This is a genomic window from Wolbachia endosymbiont of Leptopilina clavipes (assembly GCF_006334525.1).
Classification (GTDB): domain Bacteria; phylum Pseudomonadota; class Alphaproteobacteria; order Rickettsiales; family Anaplasmataceae; genus Wolbachia.
Genome location: NZ_QJHA01000014.1, coordinates 1 through 17,804, shown reverse-complemented (window position 1 = coordinate 17,804; position 17,804 = coordinate 1). Strand labels below are relative to the sequence as shown.

Sequence of the window (17,804 nt, the reverse complement as noted above, 5' to 3'; positions counted from 1 at the left end):
TTCTTGTCCGTATGCTGGAAACTCTATTGCTATTTCAACTACTGCTTTTTCTATATCCTCCGACACTCTATTTGCATACAATGGCTTGCTTTTGCTTATCTCGTGTAAAGCCTCTTCTCCTCCTGTTTCATACAGTTCTTTGAAGCGATAAATGTATCCCTTGAATATCCCATTACTTTACACGCCTGTGATACATTTCCTAATTGCTTTGCAAGTTCTAGCAATCCCAACTTTGGTTTTAGTATTTTTTCTTGTGTTGTATTCATATCTGACACTCCTTTAAAACTTGTCTATATTTTTATCTTACTTTGTTTGCTTGTCAGATCAAGTCTAAACTATTACAGATAACAGCTCTAGAAAAGGCTAAGGAAGAAAAAGAGGCCCATGGAGAAATTGAAACAGAGCATCCAGGATACTTAGGTAGCCAAGACAGTTATTATGTTGGTAATATCAAAGGTATTGGACGAATTTACCAGCAAACCTTTGTTGATACCTATTCCAGAGTTGCTTTTGCTAAGCTTTACACAGAAAGGACTGCTATCACAGCTGCAGATCTTCTTAATGATAGGGTAGTACCGTTCTTTGATGAACAGAAAGTATCATTGCTACGTGTTTTGACGGATCGTGGTACAGAGTATTGTGGCAGACCTGAAAATCACGCTTACCAGCTATATTTAGGGGTAGAAAATATTGATCATTCTCGAACCAAAGCTCGTTCTCCACAGACTAATGGCATATGTGAAAGGTTCCACAGAACTATGCAAGATGAATGTTACAATATTATCTTTAGAAAGAAAATTTACACCTCTTTGGCAGAACTTCAGTTAGACGTAGACCATTGGGTGCATTCTTACAATAGATCTAGACCGCATTCAGGTAAATATTGCTATGGTAAGACTCCTATGCAAACCTTTTTTGATAGTATGCATATTGCTTATCAGAAAAATATTGATAGCATTAAACAGGATGCTGATTTTGGTTTTGACTTTGTTAATTCTTCTGTCAGTTAATTCATGCTTGTCAGATTAAGTCTAGACTATTACACTTTAAGATCAGAAGAAATGGCAGATCAAGTTTAATAATGTTAATTCAGTAATATATTTAGTAAAATCTAAAACTAAGAAAATTCTATACTTGCAACTCTGTGAGATGCTGGTGGTATCTATCTTACTTTCTTGATAGGAATATAGATGACAAGAGATAGGCAATGGAATTACAAAGAGTTTGCAAATATTAGTTATTATTTGTAGAATATAGAGAAATTAGTAGAGATTTTAATAGTATGCCATCCGTTACTTTTATTTTACCTGATGGAAGTAAGAAAAGTTATGAAGCTGCAGAGGGAGAAACTCTTCTTAATTTAGCCCATAGAAGTGATCCAGATCTGCTTGAAGGTGCATGTGAAGGTTCTCTTGCTTGCTCTACATGCCATGTGATTGTTGATCCAAAATTTTATGATGTTGTAGAAACACATAATCCTATATCTGATGAGGAAAATGACATGCTGGATCTAGCTTTCGGTTTAACAGAGACATCGAGGCTTGGATGCCAAATAAAAATCACAAAAGATATTGACGGTTTGTGCGTAACCGTGCCCAGAGGTACAAGAAATATATCATTAGATAAATAAGAGGAATGCGTAAAATTTTTATCTATATTCTCATCTCCTTACCTTTGTTTATCCCTCTAGCGTATAGTGGTTTTTGGTATTTTTCTGCATTTAAGGTAAAAAGTCTTTTAACTGATTACATTAATGACGAAAAAGTTGATATTTCACATGATCTTAAGGGATTTCCTTTTAACCTAGTTTTTCGTGTAACGAATCCAAAATTTTCTAATGAGCAATTAACTGTTTCATCTGAAGCTTTAGTGATAAAAAACAGATTATTTGATAAGTCAGTATATATCTATATACCAAGCAATAAAGTAAACATTGCTGTCCGTAGTGATGAGAAAAAGAATATAAAGTGTCACACACACGTGAGTAGCCACTTTGTTGTTAAACTAAATGATTTACTATCTTCATTAAAATTCAACAGAAATAGCACTGTAATAGAATATATAGATACATTTCGTTACGAAGATTATGGATTAAAATGTGATGTTTTAGAAAATCAGCAAAGTGTTATAACTGAAGTGAATGATAAAAGTAATTACATTCAATTTCACTTTGATAAAGAACTGAATGAAAATACTAAACTAGAATTTGATTTTTATACTTACCGTTATAAACATACTGCAAGTCCTGAAAATTACCTTAGTGTCGACGCTAAATTAGATTATGAATTTGTAAACCATATTTCAGCTTCTAAGATTAATTTCAACATAGAAAAATTTTTGATTGAGAGTAATAACTTTTCTATTGCTGCGAATGGTGGAGTAAGTAATTACAATTTAGTTACATCTTCATTTGAAGATAAAATCAATGTAGCCATATCAAATTATAAAGAATTAATTTCGTTTGTGACTAATGATTCAAAGACTGCAGATAAATTGGAAAAATCAATATCTTCCTTATCAGAAAAAATCACTGATAACGACATTCAATTTTCAATAAAGTACGACAATAATGTAGGTTCAGGCTTTATTGGAAAATTATCCACTACTGATTTTATCACTCAATTCACCAAGAATGAGAATAGTAATTAGCTTACTTTTTACATTGATATTCCATTTAAGCATAAATGCTTTTACTTTGGATGATAAACTAAGAGACGAAAGCATGGAAGAGCGAGCAAGTAGCTTATTTGCAGTAATAAAGTGTCCAGTATGCTCTGGTGAATTATTATCCGAATCTGAGTCTCAAGTTGCATATGGTATGCGTAAGACAATTCGCAAGAAGATCAGTGATGGATATACTAACGAGCAAATAGTTTCAGAGTTAAAAAATTCTTATGGAGATTCAATTATCATTGTACCACCTGTAAAATCTAGTACCTACATTTTATGGTTTATTCCTTTTATAATTCTTCTTATTGGATGTTTTCTAATACGAAAATCAGTTCAGAAAATAGATAAAGTAGTAAAAAGATAACTATAGAGTAAAAGTGAGTTTACAACAAATGCAAGTAGCTACTATACGAACATTTGAGTTTAGATCAAAGATTGTAAGGTTAAATCTTCCATCCAAATAACCACGCACTCTACCTGCTTATCTGGGTAGACTTCTTGCACTAAGGTTTTATAGATCAACATTTGCTTTTTTATTTCATTTGATGAGGAAATAGAAACGTTATGGTGTGATTTATAGTCAATTATGATTGCTTTGTCTTCTGTTATACACAGTCTGTCTAGCCGCACTAATACTGGTTTTCCGTCAATTGTTCCACTAAGTGGAATTTCTGATTTGCCCTCCAAGTTGAACAGGTAATCATATTTTTCATTAAAGGTTAATATTTTGCTGTAAATTTCATCCTTATCTTCACTAGTGTTTATGCTATCAAGATATTTCCTAACCCAATTTTTTCTCCTGTCTTTCTCTATCTTGGGCATATATTGCAATATACTGTGAATTATTAAGCCTCTTGCATAGCTGTCTGTCGTCCCAATGCTCCTTTTTGTCATTCCAGCATTCTCATCTGTCATCCCAGTGCTTGACACTGGCTTTTTTTCTCCAGGTTCCAGCGTTACGTGCTGCAATGACATTGATAGGTTTGATGGAGGTGAAATCACTGGAACATCAAAATAATCACGTTTTTTATAAATAGAAGGGTAGTTTGCATTCATGCATAGCACTTCAACTTTTTCTTTAAATATCGGCTGTAAGTATAGTTTTTTCCTCTCATATAATGCTCCATATTGAATAACTAGATCATACCAAGAGCCCTTTTGCACTGGCTCTTTGCCTAAAATGTATAACTCATCTTCAGCACGCGTAAGTGCCACGTACAGCAAACGCAAATATTCGTTATAATCCTCTAGTTTTCTCTCTCTTTTTACTTGATTACAATAAGCATTACTATTTTTGCCACACCAAAATGGTGCTTCCGTTGCATCAAACAAAATATTTTCGCTGTTTCTTGGTACTGTATTTGTGTCAACTAAAAACACTATTGGAGCTTGTAGACCTTTTGATTTATGAATTGTCATTATTCGTACAGCATTGAGTTCTGATTGCATATCGTTTTTAATCTCAGGATTATTTTCTTTGATCCACTGAACAAATGCTTGAAGAGATGGGTGCTCAAATTGCGATACGAGGTTCATAAATTCGTCTAGAATCTCGAAGCACTCAAGACCTAGCCTTGCAGCAAATTTCTTTTTACCTGTGCGTAATATATGCGTGAATAATGTAAGAGGGGATTTTGTCTGAGATAAGTTAATCAGATAGTTTAATTCGCTATAAATAACCTCATGATAATCATGAATTTTTTCCCACAATGACTGCTCTTTACGATTATATGCAATATTGAATAAATCGTCCTCAGTAAAGTTAAATAGCGGTGATTTTAAAACATTTGCAAGAGCAAGATCATTTGCCTGGAGGAGCAAAAATTCAGCTAAAGCTATTAAGTCCTGCACAGCTATGTAATCCATAATTCTAAAATAATCTCGGCCTATAACTGGTACATTTACTTTTTTTAGTTCACTTATTATGTAATCAACTAACACATTTCGCTGCCGTACCAAAATCATAATATCCCTTGGTTCTATATGACGATCTTTGGCGACTAAAATCCGCCCTTCGTTTAACCAATTGTGAATTCTTTGGGCTATTGCCTGAGCAAGTAATCGATCTGTTACTACATAATCTTTCCTCTGTATTAAATGAATTTGTAAGGCTTGCTGCTCTTCCTCTTTATACCTTGGCAGTAACGGCCAGATTTCAATGTACCCTTGATCGTTTTCTCTATATGGAATATGTTTTATCTTGTTATCATTGAAAGATATTTCTTCACGAAAATTGTTAAATATTCTGTCTACAAGCATCAAAACTTCTGGAGTTGAGCGAAATGACTTTTCAAGTTGACATGATACCCAATCTCTGCCACCGGTTTTCGTGTGAAAATATTGCTGCATGTAATTAAATAGATGGGGATTTGCTCCTTGAAATCTGTAAATTGATTGTTTTACATCTCCAACAACGAATAAAGTTCTCTTTTCGTCACCACCGGTAAAAAATTCATTGCAGAGATTTGTTATAATTTTCCATTGACTGATACTATTGTCTTGTGCCTCGTCAACAAGAATGTGGTCTATTTTTTGATCTAGATTAAACAATATCCAATCTTTATAGCCTGGATTGCTAAGGAGATTTGTTGCTAAATTGATGATATCATCATAATCAAGCAGTGCATTCTTTGATTTTTCACTATTATATAGATCAACATATACTTTAAATATACTAAGTAAACTACTGGTTCTTGCGAATATTTGATAAGGATTTATATCCTTTACATGGGTAAACAATGCATTTTGAATGCTTTCTATCATTTGCTCTACGTCTTCAAATTTTTCCAAAGCACCCTTTGTTATAATGGATGATATGCTCTTTTTTTCGTACGATTCTGATTTGAGAAATACTTTAGCTAAGTTCTCTATCTTGTTGTCATCCCAGTAGCTGACACTGGGATCCATATTTCTTTTTTTCTGGATCCCAGTGTCAGCTACTGGGATGACAACATTTGGTACGGACGATTTTGTGCTATTACACCAATCATAAAGTATCGCACTGTAACTCTGATCTCTTTTGCTGCCCTCACTTAATATTTTAGCTAATCTTTTTATCTGCTCAATCGTTTCACTCTGTAAATCGTGAATCTTATCTGGGGCACTTAGTTTATCTTTGATATACCCTAAATTATTTTCTAGAGCTGATCTCTTTATACATAAGGTATAGAGTAAATCACTCAGCTTGTTTTCATCAATTTCAGCTGCAATGATATTTATATCGTCCTGCACAGTTTCATTATGAAGCGTTTTTTCAAATACGATGGAATGCAATTCTTTACATTCGCTCAACGTACAATTTGGAGCGATACCAGCTTCTGTAGGAAAGCTGGAGATTAATTTGTAACAAAAGGCGTGTATAGTTTGAATATTAAGACCAATATTTTCCAGTTCAGAAAAAAGCCTTCTTGCTCTTGTTAAATAATCTTTATTTTCTCTGGTCACACACTGGGCTAATTGTTCTAAATCTGTGACCAATATACCCTCTGGACATATTGCCCACTTACTAAGTGTACTGTAAATGCGATCCTCCATTTCATTTGCTGCAGCATTGGTAAATGTTAAGCAGAGAATATTTCTCTTATTCTCTAATAGAAGTCTTAATACTCTGTCTATTAAGATCTTTGTTTTACCTGTACCAGCTGATGCACTTACCCATACAGAGAAGTTAGGATTTATGGTATTTGATCTCATTAGGAGTGTATAAAGTTTGACTGAAGTGGCATTTCAAGTATAGTAAATAAGATAGTGTTAGTGAAGATATACAGATGGAAAGTTTTTGTGTAAAGGCTCCTGCAAAGATCAATCTTTTTTTACATATTATAAATAGAGAAGAAAGAGGGTATCATTTAATTGAAAGTTTGGTTGTCTTTGCTAAACTTTCTAATTTTTTAGAGATAAAAGTAGGAGAAAAAAACTTTAGATATGATAACTCTACAGTTCAATTTGTAAACTCTGAGTTTAAAATAAATTATCGATATAATACTATAACGAAAGCATTGAGTCTACTGCTTAGGCATGCTCCTGTACGCACTAAAGTCACTGTGAAGGTTGTAAAAAATGTACCAATTGCTGCGGGATTTGGTAGTGGTTCCTCAGATGCTGGAGCTGTGATACGCATGCTGGGAGAGCTTTGGAACATTGATAGGCAAATTTTAAATGATATAGCTTTAAGCGTTGGTGCTGATGTGCCTGCAAGTGTAGATAGTAAGCCAGTTTTTGTTAGAGGTGTTGGTGAGGAATTATGTCCCATTAAACAATGCTCTTTACCCATAAGTCTGGTACTTGTGAAACCAAAAAAAAAGTTTTTGAATACATCAGAAGTATTTTCCAAGTATAAAGAGGATTTCTCTCAGCCAATTAAGTGGAGTGATAACACTGAGGAGAATTTGTTAGAGCTTCTTAAAGAGACAAAAAATGACCTGCAAGAAGCAGCAATAAGTCTTGTACCTGAAATTCAGAATGTAATATCAACACTAGAGTCACAAGAAGGCTCTATACTTTCTCGTATGTCAGGTAGTGGTGTAGGGTGTTTTGGAATGTTTGATAGTGAAGAAAGTGCAAAAGCTGCAGCGGCAAATATCAAAAAGGAATATCCAGAATGGTGGGTGTGCGACACGGAATTAATGGTTTGATTTATGCCCTTAATTTCCAAGAAGAAAAATCTTATAGATGGTTACAGGGAAGAAAGATTTTGGGTAAATAATCAAGAATATCATGGCTCAATTATAATTTTTCCTGAAAAGGTGATTAAATTGAAAGAAAGTGATATAAATAACAAGGAGTATTTTAAATCTTTTTTAACAGAGGAAATAGAGATTTTGATAATAGGTACTGGTAAGATACGCGATTGTTCAATGAAGTCTTATCTTATGGAGCAAAAGAATTTAAATTTTGAATTTATGACGACGGGTTCTGCATGCAGAACCCATAACGTTTTAATATCTGAAGATAGATTTGTTGTCAGTTATCTGATAGCATGTTAGAGATATTTACACAGAGTTTTTTTATAAACAGTCTAATTGCGGTAATTATGATTAGCCTAGTCACAGGAGCTCTAGGGTCATTTATGATATGGCAAAGGTTATCGTATTTAGGTGATAGTTTGTCCCATTCTTCATTGCTTGGTATTGCACTTGCTTTGATCTTTAATATCAGCCCATCGGTAAGTATAATGCTCATTGCAATTATGTTTGCTATACTACTTTCTCTTAATTTTAATAAATTATACTCTGCTGATACGATATTGAACATAGTTACCAATGTAGTTTTATCATCGAGTTTAATACTTATGTCTTTTCTTCCATCGGGTAATAATAGTATTATTAGCTCACTTTTTGGTGACATATTAATGATTGACCAAAGTAATATAATATCAATTTTTCTAACCTCCGTAATAGTTACTTTGATATTAATATTTAGATGGCGCTATTGGCTGATGATTTCGATTAATCAAGATTTGGCAACAGTTGAGAAAGTACATGTTAATTTTGTTAGGCTAGAATTTTTGATTATACTCGCTATCTTTATTGCAATTTCTGCTCAATTAATAGGAATATTACTCATTGCTGCATTTTTGTTAATACCTGCCGCATCAGCAAGACTCATTTCAAAAACTCCAATGCAAATGATTATTGTTGCAACAGTTTTTTCTGTGATTTCTGGAGTATCAGGTTTGATATTATCTGCAAGTTTTGACTTATTAACTGGACCTGCAATTATACTTATCGCAGCTGTGTATTTAATCATTGCTTATTTTATAAGATTGGTGTTAAGTAGATCGACTTAATTTTGGTCTCGGAAGTTCATAATTCATTAACAAATGAGTGTAACTATCTGAGCGTAAAGTAGTTTTTGCTACGTTGTTTTTATGTGCTAATTGTTAATTTGTGGAGTGAAAGATATGGCCGAAGGATTTTTTTCTAGATATATAGGACAGCCTATAAAAAATTTTTATAATTATGTTACGGGAAAGAAAGAAGTGTCTGATGATATGCAGAATACAGCAAATCAAGAAAGCTCGGAATTGTTGGAAACTGATGTGCAATCAAATGATGTACCACCAAGTAGTGATAATATAATATAGATGGCATGAGGATCACGCCATCTAAAGTTAAAAAATTCCTTGAGAAACCCGATACTTTAAGTGGTGTATTAATTCATGGGAGTGACAATAGCAAGGTCGATATTTTTGTACAGGAAATAATTGCCAACTTGAATGAGTATTCAGTTCAGGTGATGGATTTTGCAGTAGTGAATAAGTCGCCTGGCTTGTTATTTTCCGAGTTGGCAAACATTTCGATGTTTACTAAAAAAAGGCTAGTTAAGCTGATAAATGTCAGTGGAAGTATATCTAAAGAGTTAAGAAACATATTGGATCATAATATAGGCGATCATTATATAGTAATGATAGCAAATGATCTTCCATATAGTTCTACAACTAAAAGTTATATGGAAAGCTCAAAAATTTTCGGTGTCATTACCTGCTATAAGGATAGCGGTAGTAATCTTTGTGATATTATATCAAGTTACTTGAAACAAAATGATATAGAGTGCACAAGTGAGATAATCTACCACTTGCAGTCTTATTTTAATCATAGCAAACTGCCTATATATTCAGAGCTTGAAAAATTAGTTTTATATCTAGGAAAAAGAAAAGATCTTAAACTTGCTGATATAGATCTATGCTTTTCAACCTCCGGCAATGATTATGTTACACTTGATAATCTGTGCTCTGCAATAGTGAGTAAAGACATGGGACAATTCATCAAAATTTCCGATGTATTGATATTACAAGAGAATTTTTCACCGATAGCATTAATCCGTATTATATCAAATTATTTTCTACGGCTAGAAAGCGTTTTGCTGTTAATACAAAATGGAATGAATGAACAAGCTGCAATTGACCAGCTGAGTCCTCCATTGTTCTTCAAACAATTGAAGAGTTTTAAATCTCATTTGAAAAGTTTGCAACTTTCAGAACTTAAGAAGATCTTAGAAAATTTGATGAGCTTGGAAGTGACTTGTAAAAGAACTGACTTGGACCATAAAATGATCTTTCAGCATGAGATTAACTATTGGTGTTATTCGTTCAGCAGAGTAGTAAAATAAGGTAGACGAGAAAAAACAACTAAATGTTGTCATGAAAGTAGCTGACACTGGGATCCAGAAATATGGGATATGTGTAGAAGTTATTTTAAAATACAACGTTTTGGCAAGATTATGGATTCCAGTGTCAAGCACTGGAATGACAAGAAATCTAATATTTTCACATTTCCTGAACAATGCTTATTGGTGTCATTCAAATACATTCGGTGCATTTAAACCTTTTGTATGATTTTCTTCTAACCTTGCAACAATGCTCTCTCTACCGATAAAAATTAATAATTTAGCGAGTTCTGGACCTGTTTCTGTTCCTGTTAAAGCGAGGCGCAACTGCATAAATAGATCTTTTGCCTTTATATCAACTGTCTGTCGAATATTTTTAACCCACTCTGATAATGTGTTTTCATTACAATCACCTTTAGGCAATGAACTTAGCGCTATTTTTATAAACTCTTTATTAAGAACCACAGGCTCTATACCAAATTTGCATGTTTTCCACCATTTGGCCACCTCAGAAAACTTTTCTATATTACTCCTTATAAAATACCAAAACTCTGAGCCAATTTGACTTAAACGATCTTGCACCATTTCAAATGGCATTTGTTGCAGCACTTTGCTATTTAGCTTATACATTTCACTCAAGCTGAATTGTGCAGATGCTGAGCTAAATTTTTTAATATCAAATGAGTTAATTAAAGACTGCATATCAACATGAGCTTCTATCGGATCAGATGTGCCAAGTTTTGCTAAATAGCTAATTAGCGCCATTGGCTCAATCTCATCTTCTCTTATGGACTTAATATCCAACCCACCTTTCCGTTTCGATATCTTGCTATCATCAAAATGTAGTAGGGGAAGGTGAGCAAATATAGGAATTTTCGCTTTTAATGCTTTAATAATTTGGATCTGAACTGCGGTATTAGTTGCATGATCTTCCCCGCGTACAACATGGGTTACATTAAAGTCAACATCATCAACAACAGAAGGTAACATGTATGTATAAATTCCATCTTCTCTTTTTACCACAGGATCGCTAATGTGAATTGTTGCAATATTTATTTCACCTTTAACTTCATCATTCCATTTTACAATTTCGTTTCTATTCAATTTAAATCTGAAATGTGGTTTTCGTCCTTCTTGCTCATAACGAATTTTCTCTTGCTCAGTTAGAAGCAACGCACCTCTATCGTAAACAGGGGGAAGACCTTGTTTTAATTGCAATTTTCGTTTAGTGTCTAATTCTTCTCTTGTTTCATAACATGCATAAATATGACCTTCTTTCATTAACTGTAAGAACACCTCGTTATAGCGCTCAAAACGCTCTGATTGCTTAAAACTTGAATTCCAGTTTATGCCAATCCATTTTAGGTCTTCTATGATATTATCTACATATTTGATATCTGAACGCTCAAGATCAGTATCATCAAAACGTAGTAAAAATTTTCCATTTTGATTACGTGTGTACATCCAACAAATGAGTGCAGTGCGTATGTTTCCTACATGTAGGTAGCCAGTTGGGCTTGGAGCGAATCTTGTTAGCATTTAAATGATTACTTTAGTTTATTTAATTGTATATAAATGTACTGCTAAAGCAAGATTCTTCTTTGTCTTGGTGTTAGTTGCTACAAAGTACAGCGAACATGAAACCTTTTTGTTAGAGTTCCATGATCTGCCTAAAATACTCTGAAAGCACGGCTTTAGTTATTTACTCTAAATATATTATACGTATACTTGTTATTAAATTAAATTTGAAATGATAAGAAATGAGTGAATTTAAATCAATCCGCAATATTGCAATAATTGCACACGTTGACCACGGAAAAACTACTTTACTTGATAACATGTTAAAACAAAGTGGCACGTTTCGTGAGAATCAAGAAGTTCAAGAACGAGTGATGGATAGTGGTGATCAAGAACGCGAACGTGGGATTACAATACTTGCAAAATGTACGTCAATAATGTGGGGTGATGAGAAAATCAATATCATTGATACACCAGGACATGCGGATTTTGGTGGAGAAGTGGAAAGGGTGCTCTGCATGGCAGATGGTGTATTACTACTGGTTGATGCTGCAGAAGGTCCAATGCCACAGACTAAGTTTGTGTTGTCAAAAGCACTAAAGGCAAATTTAAAACCGATTGTGATAATCAATAAGGTTGATCGACCAGATAGCAGAATTGATGAAGTACTAAATGAAATATATGAGTTATTTTTTAACCTTGATGCAACCAACGAGCAACTAGATTTTCCAGTACTCTATGCTTCAGGTAGAAATGGTTGGTGTGCTAAGGAGCTATCTGATGAGAGAAAAGATTTAAGCCCATTATTTTCAACGGTGATAGATTACATAAAACCTTCCGTTTATGATCAAAATGCACCTTTTGCTATGCTAGTTACTTTACTTGAATCTGATAAATTTCTTGGCAGAATATTGACAGGAAAGATCTACCAAGGAATCGCGCAAGTTAACTCAGATCTTAAGGTAATTGATCTTGATGGTCAAGTGGTTGAGCGAGGGAGATTAACTAAGTTACTCTCATTTTCTGGCTTAAAACGCGTTCCAGTAGAGCAAGCTGTAGCTGGTGATATCATTGCCATTGCAGGACTTGAGAAAGCTTCAGTTTCAGACACTATAGCAGCACCAGAAGTTACAACTGCGATCAGCTCAACTCCAGTTGACCCGCCAACAATGGCGATTACTATAAGCGTGAATGACTCACCTTTTGCTGGGCAAGAGGGAACAAAACTTACCTCAACTGTTATAAAAGATCGTTTATATGCAGAAGCAGAAACAAACGTTGCAATTACTGTAACTTTGGCTCCAAGTGGTGAAGCATTTGAAGTAGGTGGACGTGGTGAGTTGCAGCTTGGGGTACTGATTGAAAATATGAGAAGGGAAGGTTTTGAACTTTCAGTTTCACGGCCTCGAGTGCTGTTTAAAGAAGAAGATGGCAAAAAACTTGAACCTATAGAGGAAGTAGTAATTGATGTAGATGATGAGTATAGTGGAATCATCATGGAAAAACTTAGCTTTCGAAAAGGTGAAGTAACTGACATGAGACCTTCTGGTAGTGGCAGAACTAGGTTGACATTTTTAGTGCCATCAAGGGGATTAATTGGCTATCAAGGAGAATTTTTAACTGATTCTCGCGGCACTGGTATAATCAACCGTTTATTTCACAGTTATGCTCCACATAAAGGTTCAATTTCCGGAAGGCGTAATGGGGTTTTAATTTCAACAGACAAAGGCGAAGCAGTAGCGTATGCAATTTTCAATCTGCAAGATAGGGGAATTATGTTTGTTAAGCCACAAGATAAGGTATATTGTGGTATGATTGTCGGTCAGCATAGTCGTGACAATGATTTAGAAATAAATGTACTTAAAGGTAAGCAATTAACAAACGTAAGAGCTTCAGGTAGCGATGAAGCTATAAAGCTTACTCCACCAAAAATAATGACACTGGAGGATATGATAGCATATATAGACGATGATGAATTGGTAGAAGTAACTCCAAAATCTATACGTTTGCGTAAGAAGTTCCTCGATCCAAATGAACGTAAACGTGCAGGAAGGGCGAAGAATAAAGAGTAATCAACGTTCCTGATAAAAGCTGGATGAGCTACTCGGATAACACCATCATAAAGGGAACCAGTGTCAGTTACTTGAGCAGGTACTGGGATGACAAGAGAAGGCTACAAAGGTGTCATGCAAGTAGCTCATCCAGCTTTTTATAATCATCGAAAACATTGTATTTTAACATTACTTTTATACTTATAAGTTTCTAGGCACTGGATTTGTTGTAGACTTACTCTATCACTTTACCCTCTTATTTTACCACTCTCCTGCCTATATATTTTTATATGAGGATTTTTGCAAAAGTTTCGCATTTTTTGTAACATGATTTTCAGTATGTGTAACCTAAATGCAAATTGATCACGAAACTAGTGTAATTATTGAGGCCATAGAGAAATTTGGTGGTGAGGCAAGGCTTGTTGGTGGATGTGTTAGAGATTCAATTTTACAGCGTGACATTCACGACATCGATCTTGCTACTAATCTGCTGCCTAATCAAGCAGTTAAAGCGTTAAAACTCCGTAATATAAAAACTATTCCAACTGGCTTAAAACATGGAACTATTACTGCGATTTTAAATAAAAGATCCTTTGAGATTACAACGCTAAGGCATGATGTAAAGTGTAACGGTAGACATGCGAAGGTAGAATTTACTAATGATTGGCAAGCTGATGCTTCAAGGCGCGACTTTACGTTTAATGCTCTTTATGCAGACAAATATGGCCATATATACGACTACTTTGGTGGCATTCAGGACTTAAAAGCACGAAAGTTAAACTTTATAGGTAACGCTGAAGATAGGATTAAGGAAGACTATCTACGTATTTTAAGAGCGTTTCGTTTTCACGCTAAAATATGCATAGGAGATTTAAGTGATGAAATATTGGATGTGTGCAAAAAGCATTCGCACATGATTCAAAACCTCTCTGGAGAGAGAATAAGAGAAGAAATATTTAAACTCTTGGAATGCAATGATCCTGCTCCAACACTTAAGAGCATGCAAAAATCTGATGTTTTACAAAAAATTATTCCAAAAGAAGTAAAATGCGAAATTTTATCTTCACCACTTCTTATCAACACTAAACCTCCTACAAAACCCTCAGCGTATGGCCATACGCCTTTCCTAGATCCCACAATCGATGCACTAACAAAATTAGCGTTGCTTATTAGGACTGCTGAAGATAGAGTTAGTCTTGGGGAAGAAGTGAGCAAGTTTTTACGTCTTTCAAATAAGCAAAAGAAAAAAATATTATTTTTATTATCAAACAATATCAAAACAGAGCTTTCAGAAAAAGAGCAAAAGAAATACATATCTTTATTTGGTAAGGAATTATATTGTGACTTAATGAAGATTTGTGGTATTGAGTCTGGAATAAATGTTGATGAGTATATTTCATTTGCTAAGATGTTTAACATTCCAAAATTTCCTTTATCTGGTGATGATTTAATAACTATAGGTCATCAACCAGGAAAAAATTTAGGTAGAAACTTGGAATTGCTACGACAACACTGGGAAGACAGCTCCTACACTTTAACAAAGGAGGAGTTGATACTTTATGCTAAAAGTTTTATCTAGACATTGCTTCTTGCTTCACACTTACCGGAGTGCTATTAGTGTGACTCATGGAAGGATTAGGTGTTAATTTGTATTTTTCTTTAGCTTTCTTTGTTAATTGATACTCGTTTACTCCTCCTTGAGTCTGATTACACATTCCCTGATTTGGGGATAAAAATGTATCTCTTATACTTGATGCCAGTTGTAATCCCTGAATCTTATATGAAAAACATTTCATTTCAGCTTTTATTAACTCCTTCACAATAAATTCTTTGACTGAGTCATTATTGCTATTATTTCTGTTAGCCAAAAAATCTGTGAAAGAATTTAGTATTGATTTACTATCTTCTTCATTTAAATACAACTCTTTTGCGCACTTTTGAACAGAAGATACCTTTATGACAGAATTTTTTTTAATCTCTTGTTCAAAAACTCGTGTAACAACTTGTTTAACCCGATCTTCTATGATCTCTTTTCCAGATTTAACCAAATTCTCTTCCAACAGTGCAAGTAACTTATCACTTTTAAATTTATAACCATTTTGATATGGTAGAGATTGTATAGTTTTCTCAAACACGTTATGGCAAAAGTGTTTTTCTTTAAATTCAGGAAAACCTTTTTTCAACTCCTCATTTTTCTTAGATAAAAAGCTCTTGAGATCCTCATTCCCGCGAAGCTTAGATAAACTCTTTGGAATTATAGAATAAGTAGTTGATTTTGCAATAGATACTGTACTAACTTTATCTACCTCTTTAGTTTTTGCTTGTGCTTTAGTTTTTTCATCAATCCCTTCTAATTTTGTATCAACATTATTTGACTTTTCTTTTAACTCTTGTGGTCCATCTTCAGCTATTGAACTTTCAATCTGTTGATTTTTAATGTTTCACTAAGTGTTTCTACATTATTTTCAACAGAAGATATTGCGATACTTGTTGCTTTTTCTCGTTCTTGACTCAGATGTTCAACTTGTTTTTGTAACTTTTTATTTTCCCCTTGTGAAGATTTTAATTTTCCCTCCAAATCTGCCTTTTGTTTCTTTATTTCAACGTTACTTTCTTCTAATTTCTGTGATTTTTCCTGCAATTTGTCAACTTCACTTTCTAATTCTTTTTTCTCTTTTTCAATGGTATTTAGATTAGTCTTTTCTTTCTCTAATTGTTGTTTAAGATTCTCTACTTCAGCATCTTTTCCCTTAGCTTTTTCTTTCAATTCGTTAACTTCATCTTCTAATTCTTTTTTCTTTATTTCAGCAGCATTTAGTTTACTACTTGAATCCTTTAATTCATCTTTTAGATTAGTTTTTTCTTGCACTAATTGTTGCTGAGCACTTTCCAATTTTTTTTCTAAATTTAGTATTTTTTCCTCAGCTTGTTTGAATTCTGCTTGTTTCTCCTTAAGTTGATTTTCTAATTGCTTTATTTTAGCATCAGATTCGTCTTTTAACTTACTAACTTCATTCTCAAGTTCTGTTTTGCACTCGTAGCTTTTCATTCTCTTTCCTCGCAGTTTCATTTATATCTTTATTTTCATGAAATGACTTTATTAAATTATCTTTTTCCCTTATTCTTTTCTCTTCTTCAATTATAATTTGCTGTTGTTCGTTCTTTTTATTCTCCATTTCCTTTTCCTTTTGTTCTAATGCTTTATTTAATTGCGTTAAAATGCCTATTTTCGCGTCTTTTTCTTCTACCTTTACTGAGAGCGTTTCTATTTTATTTGCAAATTCTTTATTGCGCTCAATTAATTCTTTCTGCAAATGTAATATCTCTTCAGACTTTTTCTTCAACTGTACTAAAAATTCTTCTCCTCTTTTTCGTGCAACTTCTGCTAATTCTTTATAACTCTTTTCAAGTTCTGCAAGTTTAGACTTTAACTCTCTATTTTTCTCTCCTAAGAAATCATTTCCTGATTGTAAGCTTCCAATCTGCTGTGCTTGATTATTACAGAGCCCAATAAATGCTTCGAGTGCCTGACTTACACCTTCCAGTTGCTCCTTTAATTTTTCATTCTTATCCTCTGTCTCAACAAATTCAGTCTGAATTTCTGTATCTTTAAATGTAGTTTTACCTTCACTAATTATTTTACTTTGGACCTCTTGTGCTACAACTTCAGAAATTTGAACACTTTGATCTACTACTTCGGGAGCATCAGTTTGAACTCCATTATTCACAATAACTTTATTGTGGTGTAGGATATTCTCTGCCCATTTATTCCATGTAATAGTCTAGACTTAATCTGACAAGCATGAATTAACTGACAGAAGAATTAACAAAGTCAAAACCAAAATCAGCATCCTGTTTAATGCTATCAATATTTTTCTGATAAGCAATATGCATACTATCAAAAAAGGTTTGCATAGGAGTCTTACCATAGCAATATTTACCTGAATGCGGTCTAGATCTATTGTAAGAATGCACCCAATGGTCTACGTCTAACTGAAGTTCTGCCAAAGAGGTGTAAATTTTCTTTCTAAAGATAATATTGTAACATTCATCTTGCATAGTTCTGTGGAACCTTTCACATATGCCATTAGTCTGTGGAGAACGAGCTTTGGTTCGAGAATGATCAATATTTTCTACCCCTAAATATAGCTGGTAAGCGTGATTTTCAGGTCTGCCACAATACTCTGTACCACGATCCGTCAAAACACGTAGCAATGATACTTTCTGTTCATCAAAGAACGGTACTACCCTATCATTAAGAAGATCTGCAGCTGTGATAGCAGTCCTTTCTGTGTAAAGCTTAGCAAAAGCAACTCTGGAATAGGTATCAACAAAGGTTTGCTGGTAAATTCGTCCAATACCTTTGATATTACCAACATAATAACTGTCTTGGCTACCTAAGTATCCTGGATGCTCTGTTTCAATTTCTCCATGGGCCTCTTTTTCTTCCTTAGCCTT

At 33.9% G+C, this 17,804-nt stretch carries 16 protein-coding genes and 2 pseudogenes; 11 read left to right on the top strand and 7 right to left on the bottom strand.

What is annotated here, in order from left to right; translation table 11 throughout:
* Positions 1–266, bottom strand: a pseudogene (locus OUY_RS01385) (helix-turn-helix domain-containing protein); the annotation flags it as partial.
* Between the two features lie 75 nt (positions 267–341).
* Here OUY_RS01385 and OUY_RS01380 point away from each other — a divergent pair.
* From OUY_RS01380 to OUY_RS01365, 4 genes and pseudogenes are all read left to right on the top strand, one after another.
* A pseudogene (locus tag OUY_RS01380) lies at positions 342–1,010 on the top strand (integrase core domain-containing protein); the annotation flags it as partial.
* A 272-nt stretch (positions 1,011–1,282) separates the two neighbouring features.
* A complete protein-coding gene (locus OUY_RS01375) occupies positions 1,283–1,630 on the top strand; it encodes a ferredoxin family 2Fe-2S iron-sulfur cluster binding protein (RefSeq protein ID WP_006013713.1) in 348 nt (115 codons plus the stop codon).
* A 5-nt stretch (positions 1,631–1,635) separates the two neighbouring features.
* A complete protein-coding gene (locus tag OUY_RS01370; RefSeq protein WP_010401559.1) occupies positions 1,636–2,649 on the top strand; it encodes a hypothetical protein in 1,014 nt (337 codons plus the stop codon).
* On the top strand, positions 2,633–3,034 hold the full coding sequence (locus OUY_RS01365; protein WP_010401557.1) for a cytochrome c-type biogenesis protein: 402 nt from the start codon (positions 2,633–2,635) through the stop codon (positions 3,032–3,034). The genes OUY_RS01370 and OUY_RS01365 overlap by 17 nt, the downstream gene beginning before the upstream one ends.
* A gap of 59 nt (positions 3,035–3,093) precedes the next feature.
* Here the strand turns inward: OUY_RS01365 and OUY_RS01360 are convergent, their stop codons facing one another.
* Entirely contained in the window at positions 3,094–6,363 is a 3,270-nt protein-coding gene (locus tag OUY_RS01360) for a UvrD-helicase domain-containing protein (RefSeq protein ID WP_139686493.1), read from the bottom strand.
* 74 nt (positions 6,364–6,437) lie between these two features.
* Here OUY_RS01360 and OUY_RS01355 point away from each other — a divergent pair, with 74 nt between their 5' ends.
* The 5 genes from OUY_RS01355 (at position 6,438) to holA (ending at position 9,780) form a co-directional block, all read left to right on the top strand.
* A complete protein-coding gene (locus tag OUY_RS01355) occupies positions 6,438–7,304 on the top strand; it encodes a 4-(cytidine 5'-diphospho)-2-C-methyl-D-erythritol kinase (protein ID WP_010406717.1) in 867 nt (288 codons plus the stop codon).
* A 3-nt stretch (positions 7,305–7,307) separates the two neighbouring features.
* Positions 7,308–7,655, top strand: a complete 348-nt coding sequence (locus tag OUY_RS01350) for an Mth938-like domain-containing protein (RefSeq protein WP_017532635.1) — start codon at positions 7,308–7,310, stop codon at positions 7,653–7,655.
* Positions 7,649–8,458: a metal ABC transporter permease gene (locus tag OUY_RS01345; protein ID WP_007302687.1), complete on the top strand. Its 810-nt coding sequence runs from the start codon at positions 7,649–7,651 to the stop codon at positions 8,456–8,458. The genes OUY_RS01350 and OUY_RS01345 overlap by 7 nt, the downstream gene beginning before the upstream one ends.
* A 114-nt stretch (positions 8,459–8,572) precedes the next feature.
* Positions 8,573–8,755, top strand: a complete 183-nt coding sequence (locus OUY_RS01340) for a hypothetical protein (RefSeq protein ID WP_015588477.1) — start codon at positions 8,573–8,575, stop codon at positions 8,753–8,755.
* Between the two features lie 5 nt (positions 8,756–8,760).
* Positions 8,761–9,780 carry a DNA polymerase III subunit delta gene (gene holA / locus OUY_RS01335; RefSeq protein ID WP_139686492.1) on the top strand — a complete coding sequence of 340 codons (1,020 nt, stop codon included), beginning with the start codon at positions 8,761–8,763 and terminating at the stop codon, positions 9,778–9,780.
* A 186-nt stretch (positions 9,781–9,966) separates the two neighbouring features.
* Here the strand turns inward: holA and gltX are convergent, their stop codons facing one another.
* Positions 9,967–11,316, bottom strand: a complete 1,350-nt coding sequence (gltX, locus tag OUY_RS01330) for a glutamate--tRNA ligase (protein ID WP_139686491.1) — start codon at positions 11,314–11,316, stop codon at positions 9,967–9,969.
* Between the two features lie 221 nt (positions 11,317–11,537).
* On the opposite strand from gltX, the gene typA reads away from it, so the two are divergent.
* Together typA and OUY_RS01320 are read left to right on the top strand one after the other, a co-directional pair.
* Positions 11,538–13,367: a translational GTPase TypA gene (gene typA / locus OUY_RS01325; RefSeq protein ID WP_007302691.1), complete on the top strand. Its 1,830-nt coding sequence runs from the start codon at positions 11,538–11,540 to the stop codon at positions 13,365–13,367.
* A gap of 331 nt (positions 13,368–13,698) precedes the next feature.
* Positions 13,699–14,925, top strand: a complete 1,227-nt coding sequence (locus tag OUY_RS01320) for a CCA tRNA nucleotidyltransferase (protein ID WP_139686490.1) — start codon at positions 13,699–13,701, stop codon at positions 14,923–14,925.
* Here OUY_RS01320 and OUY_RS01315 read toward each other — a convergent pair.
* The 4 genes from OUY_RS01315 to OUY_RS01300 form a co-directional block, all read right to left on the bottom strand.
* Positions 14,918–15,529, bottom strand: a complete 612-nt coding sequence (locus OUY_RS01315; protein WP_139686489.1) for a hypothetical protein — start codon at positions 15,527–15,529, stop codon at positions 14,918–14,920. The two genes, OUY_RS01320 and OUY_RS01315, sit on opposite strands and share 8 nt — an antisense overlap.
* Before the next feature lie 224 nt (positions 15,530–15,753).
* On the bottom strand, positions 15,754–16,395 hold the full coding sequence (locus OUY_RS01310; RefSeq protein WP_139686488.1) for a hypothetical protein: 642 nt from the start codon (positions 16,393–16,395) through the stop codon (positions 15,754–15,756).
* Entirely contained in the window at positions 16,364–17,074 is a 711-nt protein-coding gene (locus OUY_RS01305; RefSeq protein ID WP_139686487.1) for a hypothetical protein, read from the bottom strand. The genes OUY_RS01310 and OUY_RS01305 overlap by 32 nt, the downstream gene beginning before the upstream one ends.
* Positions 17,075–17,153: 79 nt before the next feature.
* Positions 17,154–17,804: integrase core domain-containing protein (locus OUY_RS01300; protein ID WP_139686486.1), on the bottom strand; the 651-nt coding region annotated here is incomplete at its 5' end.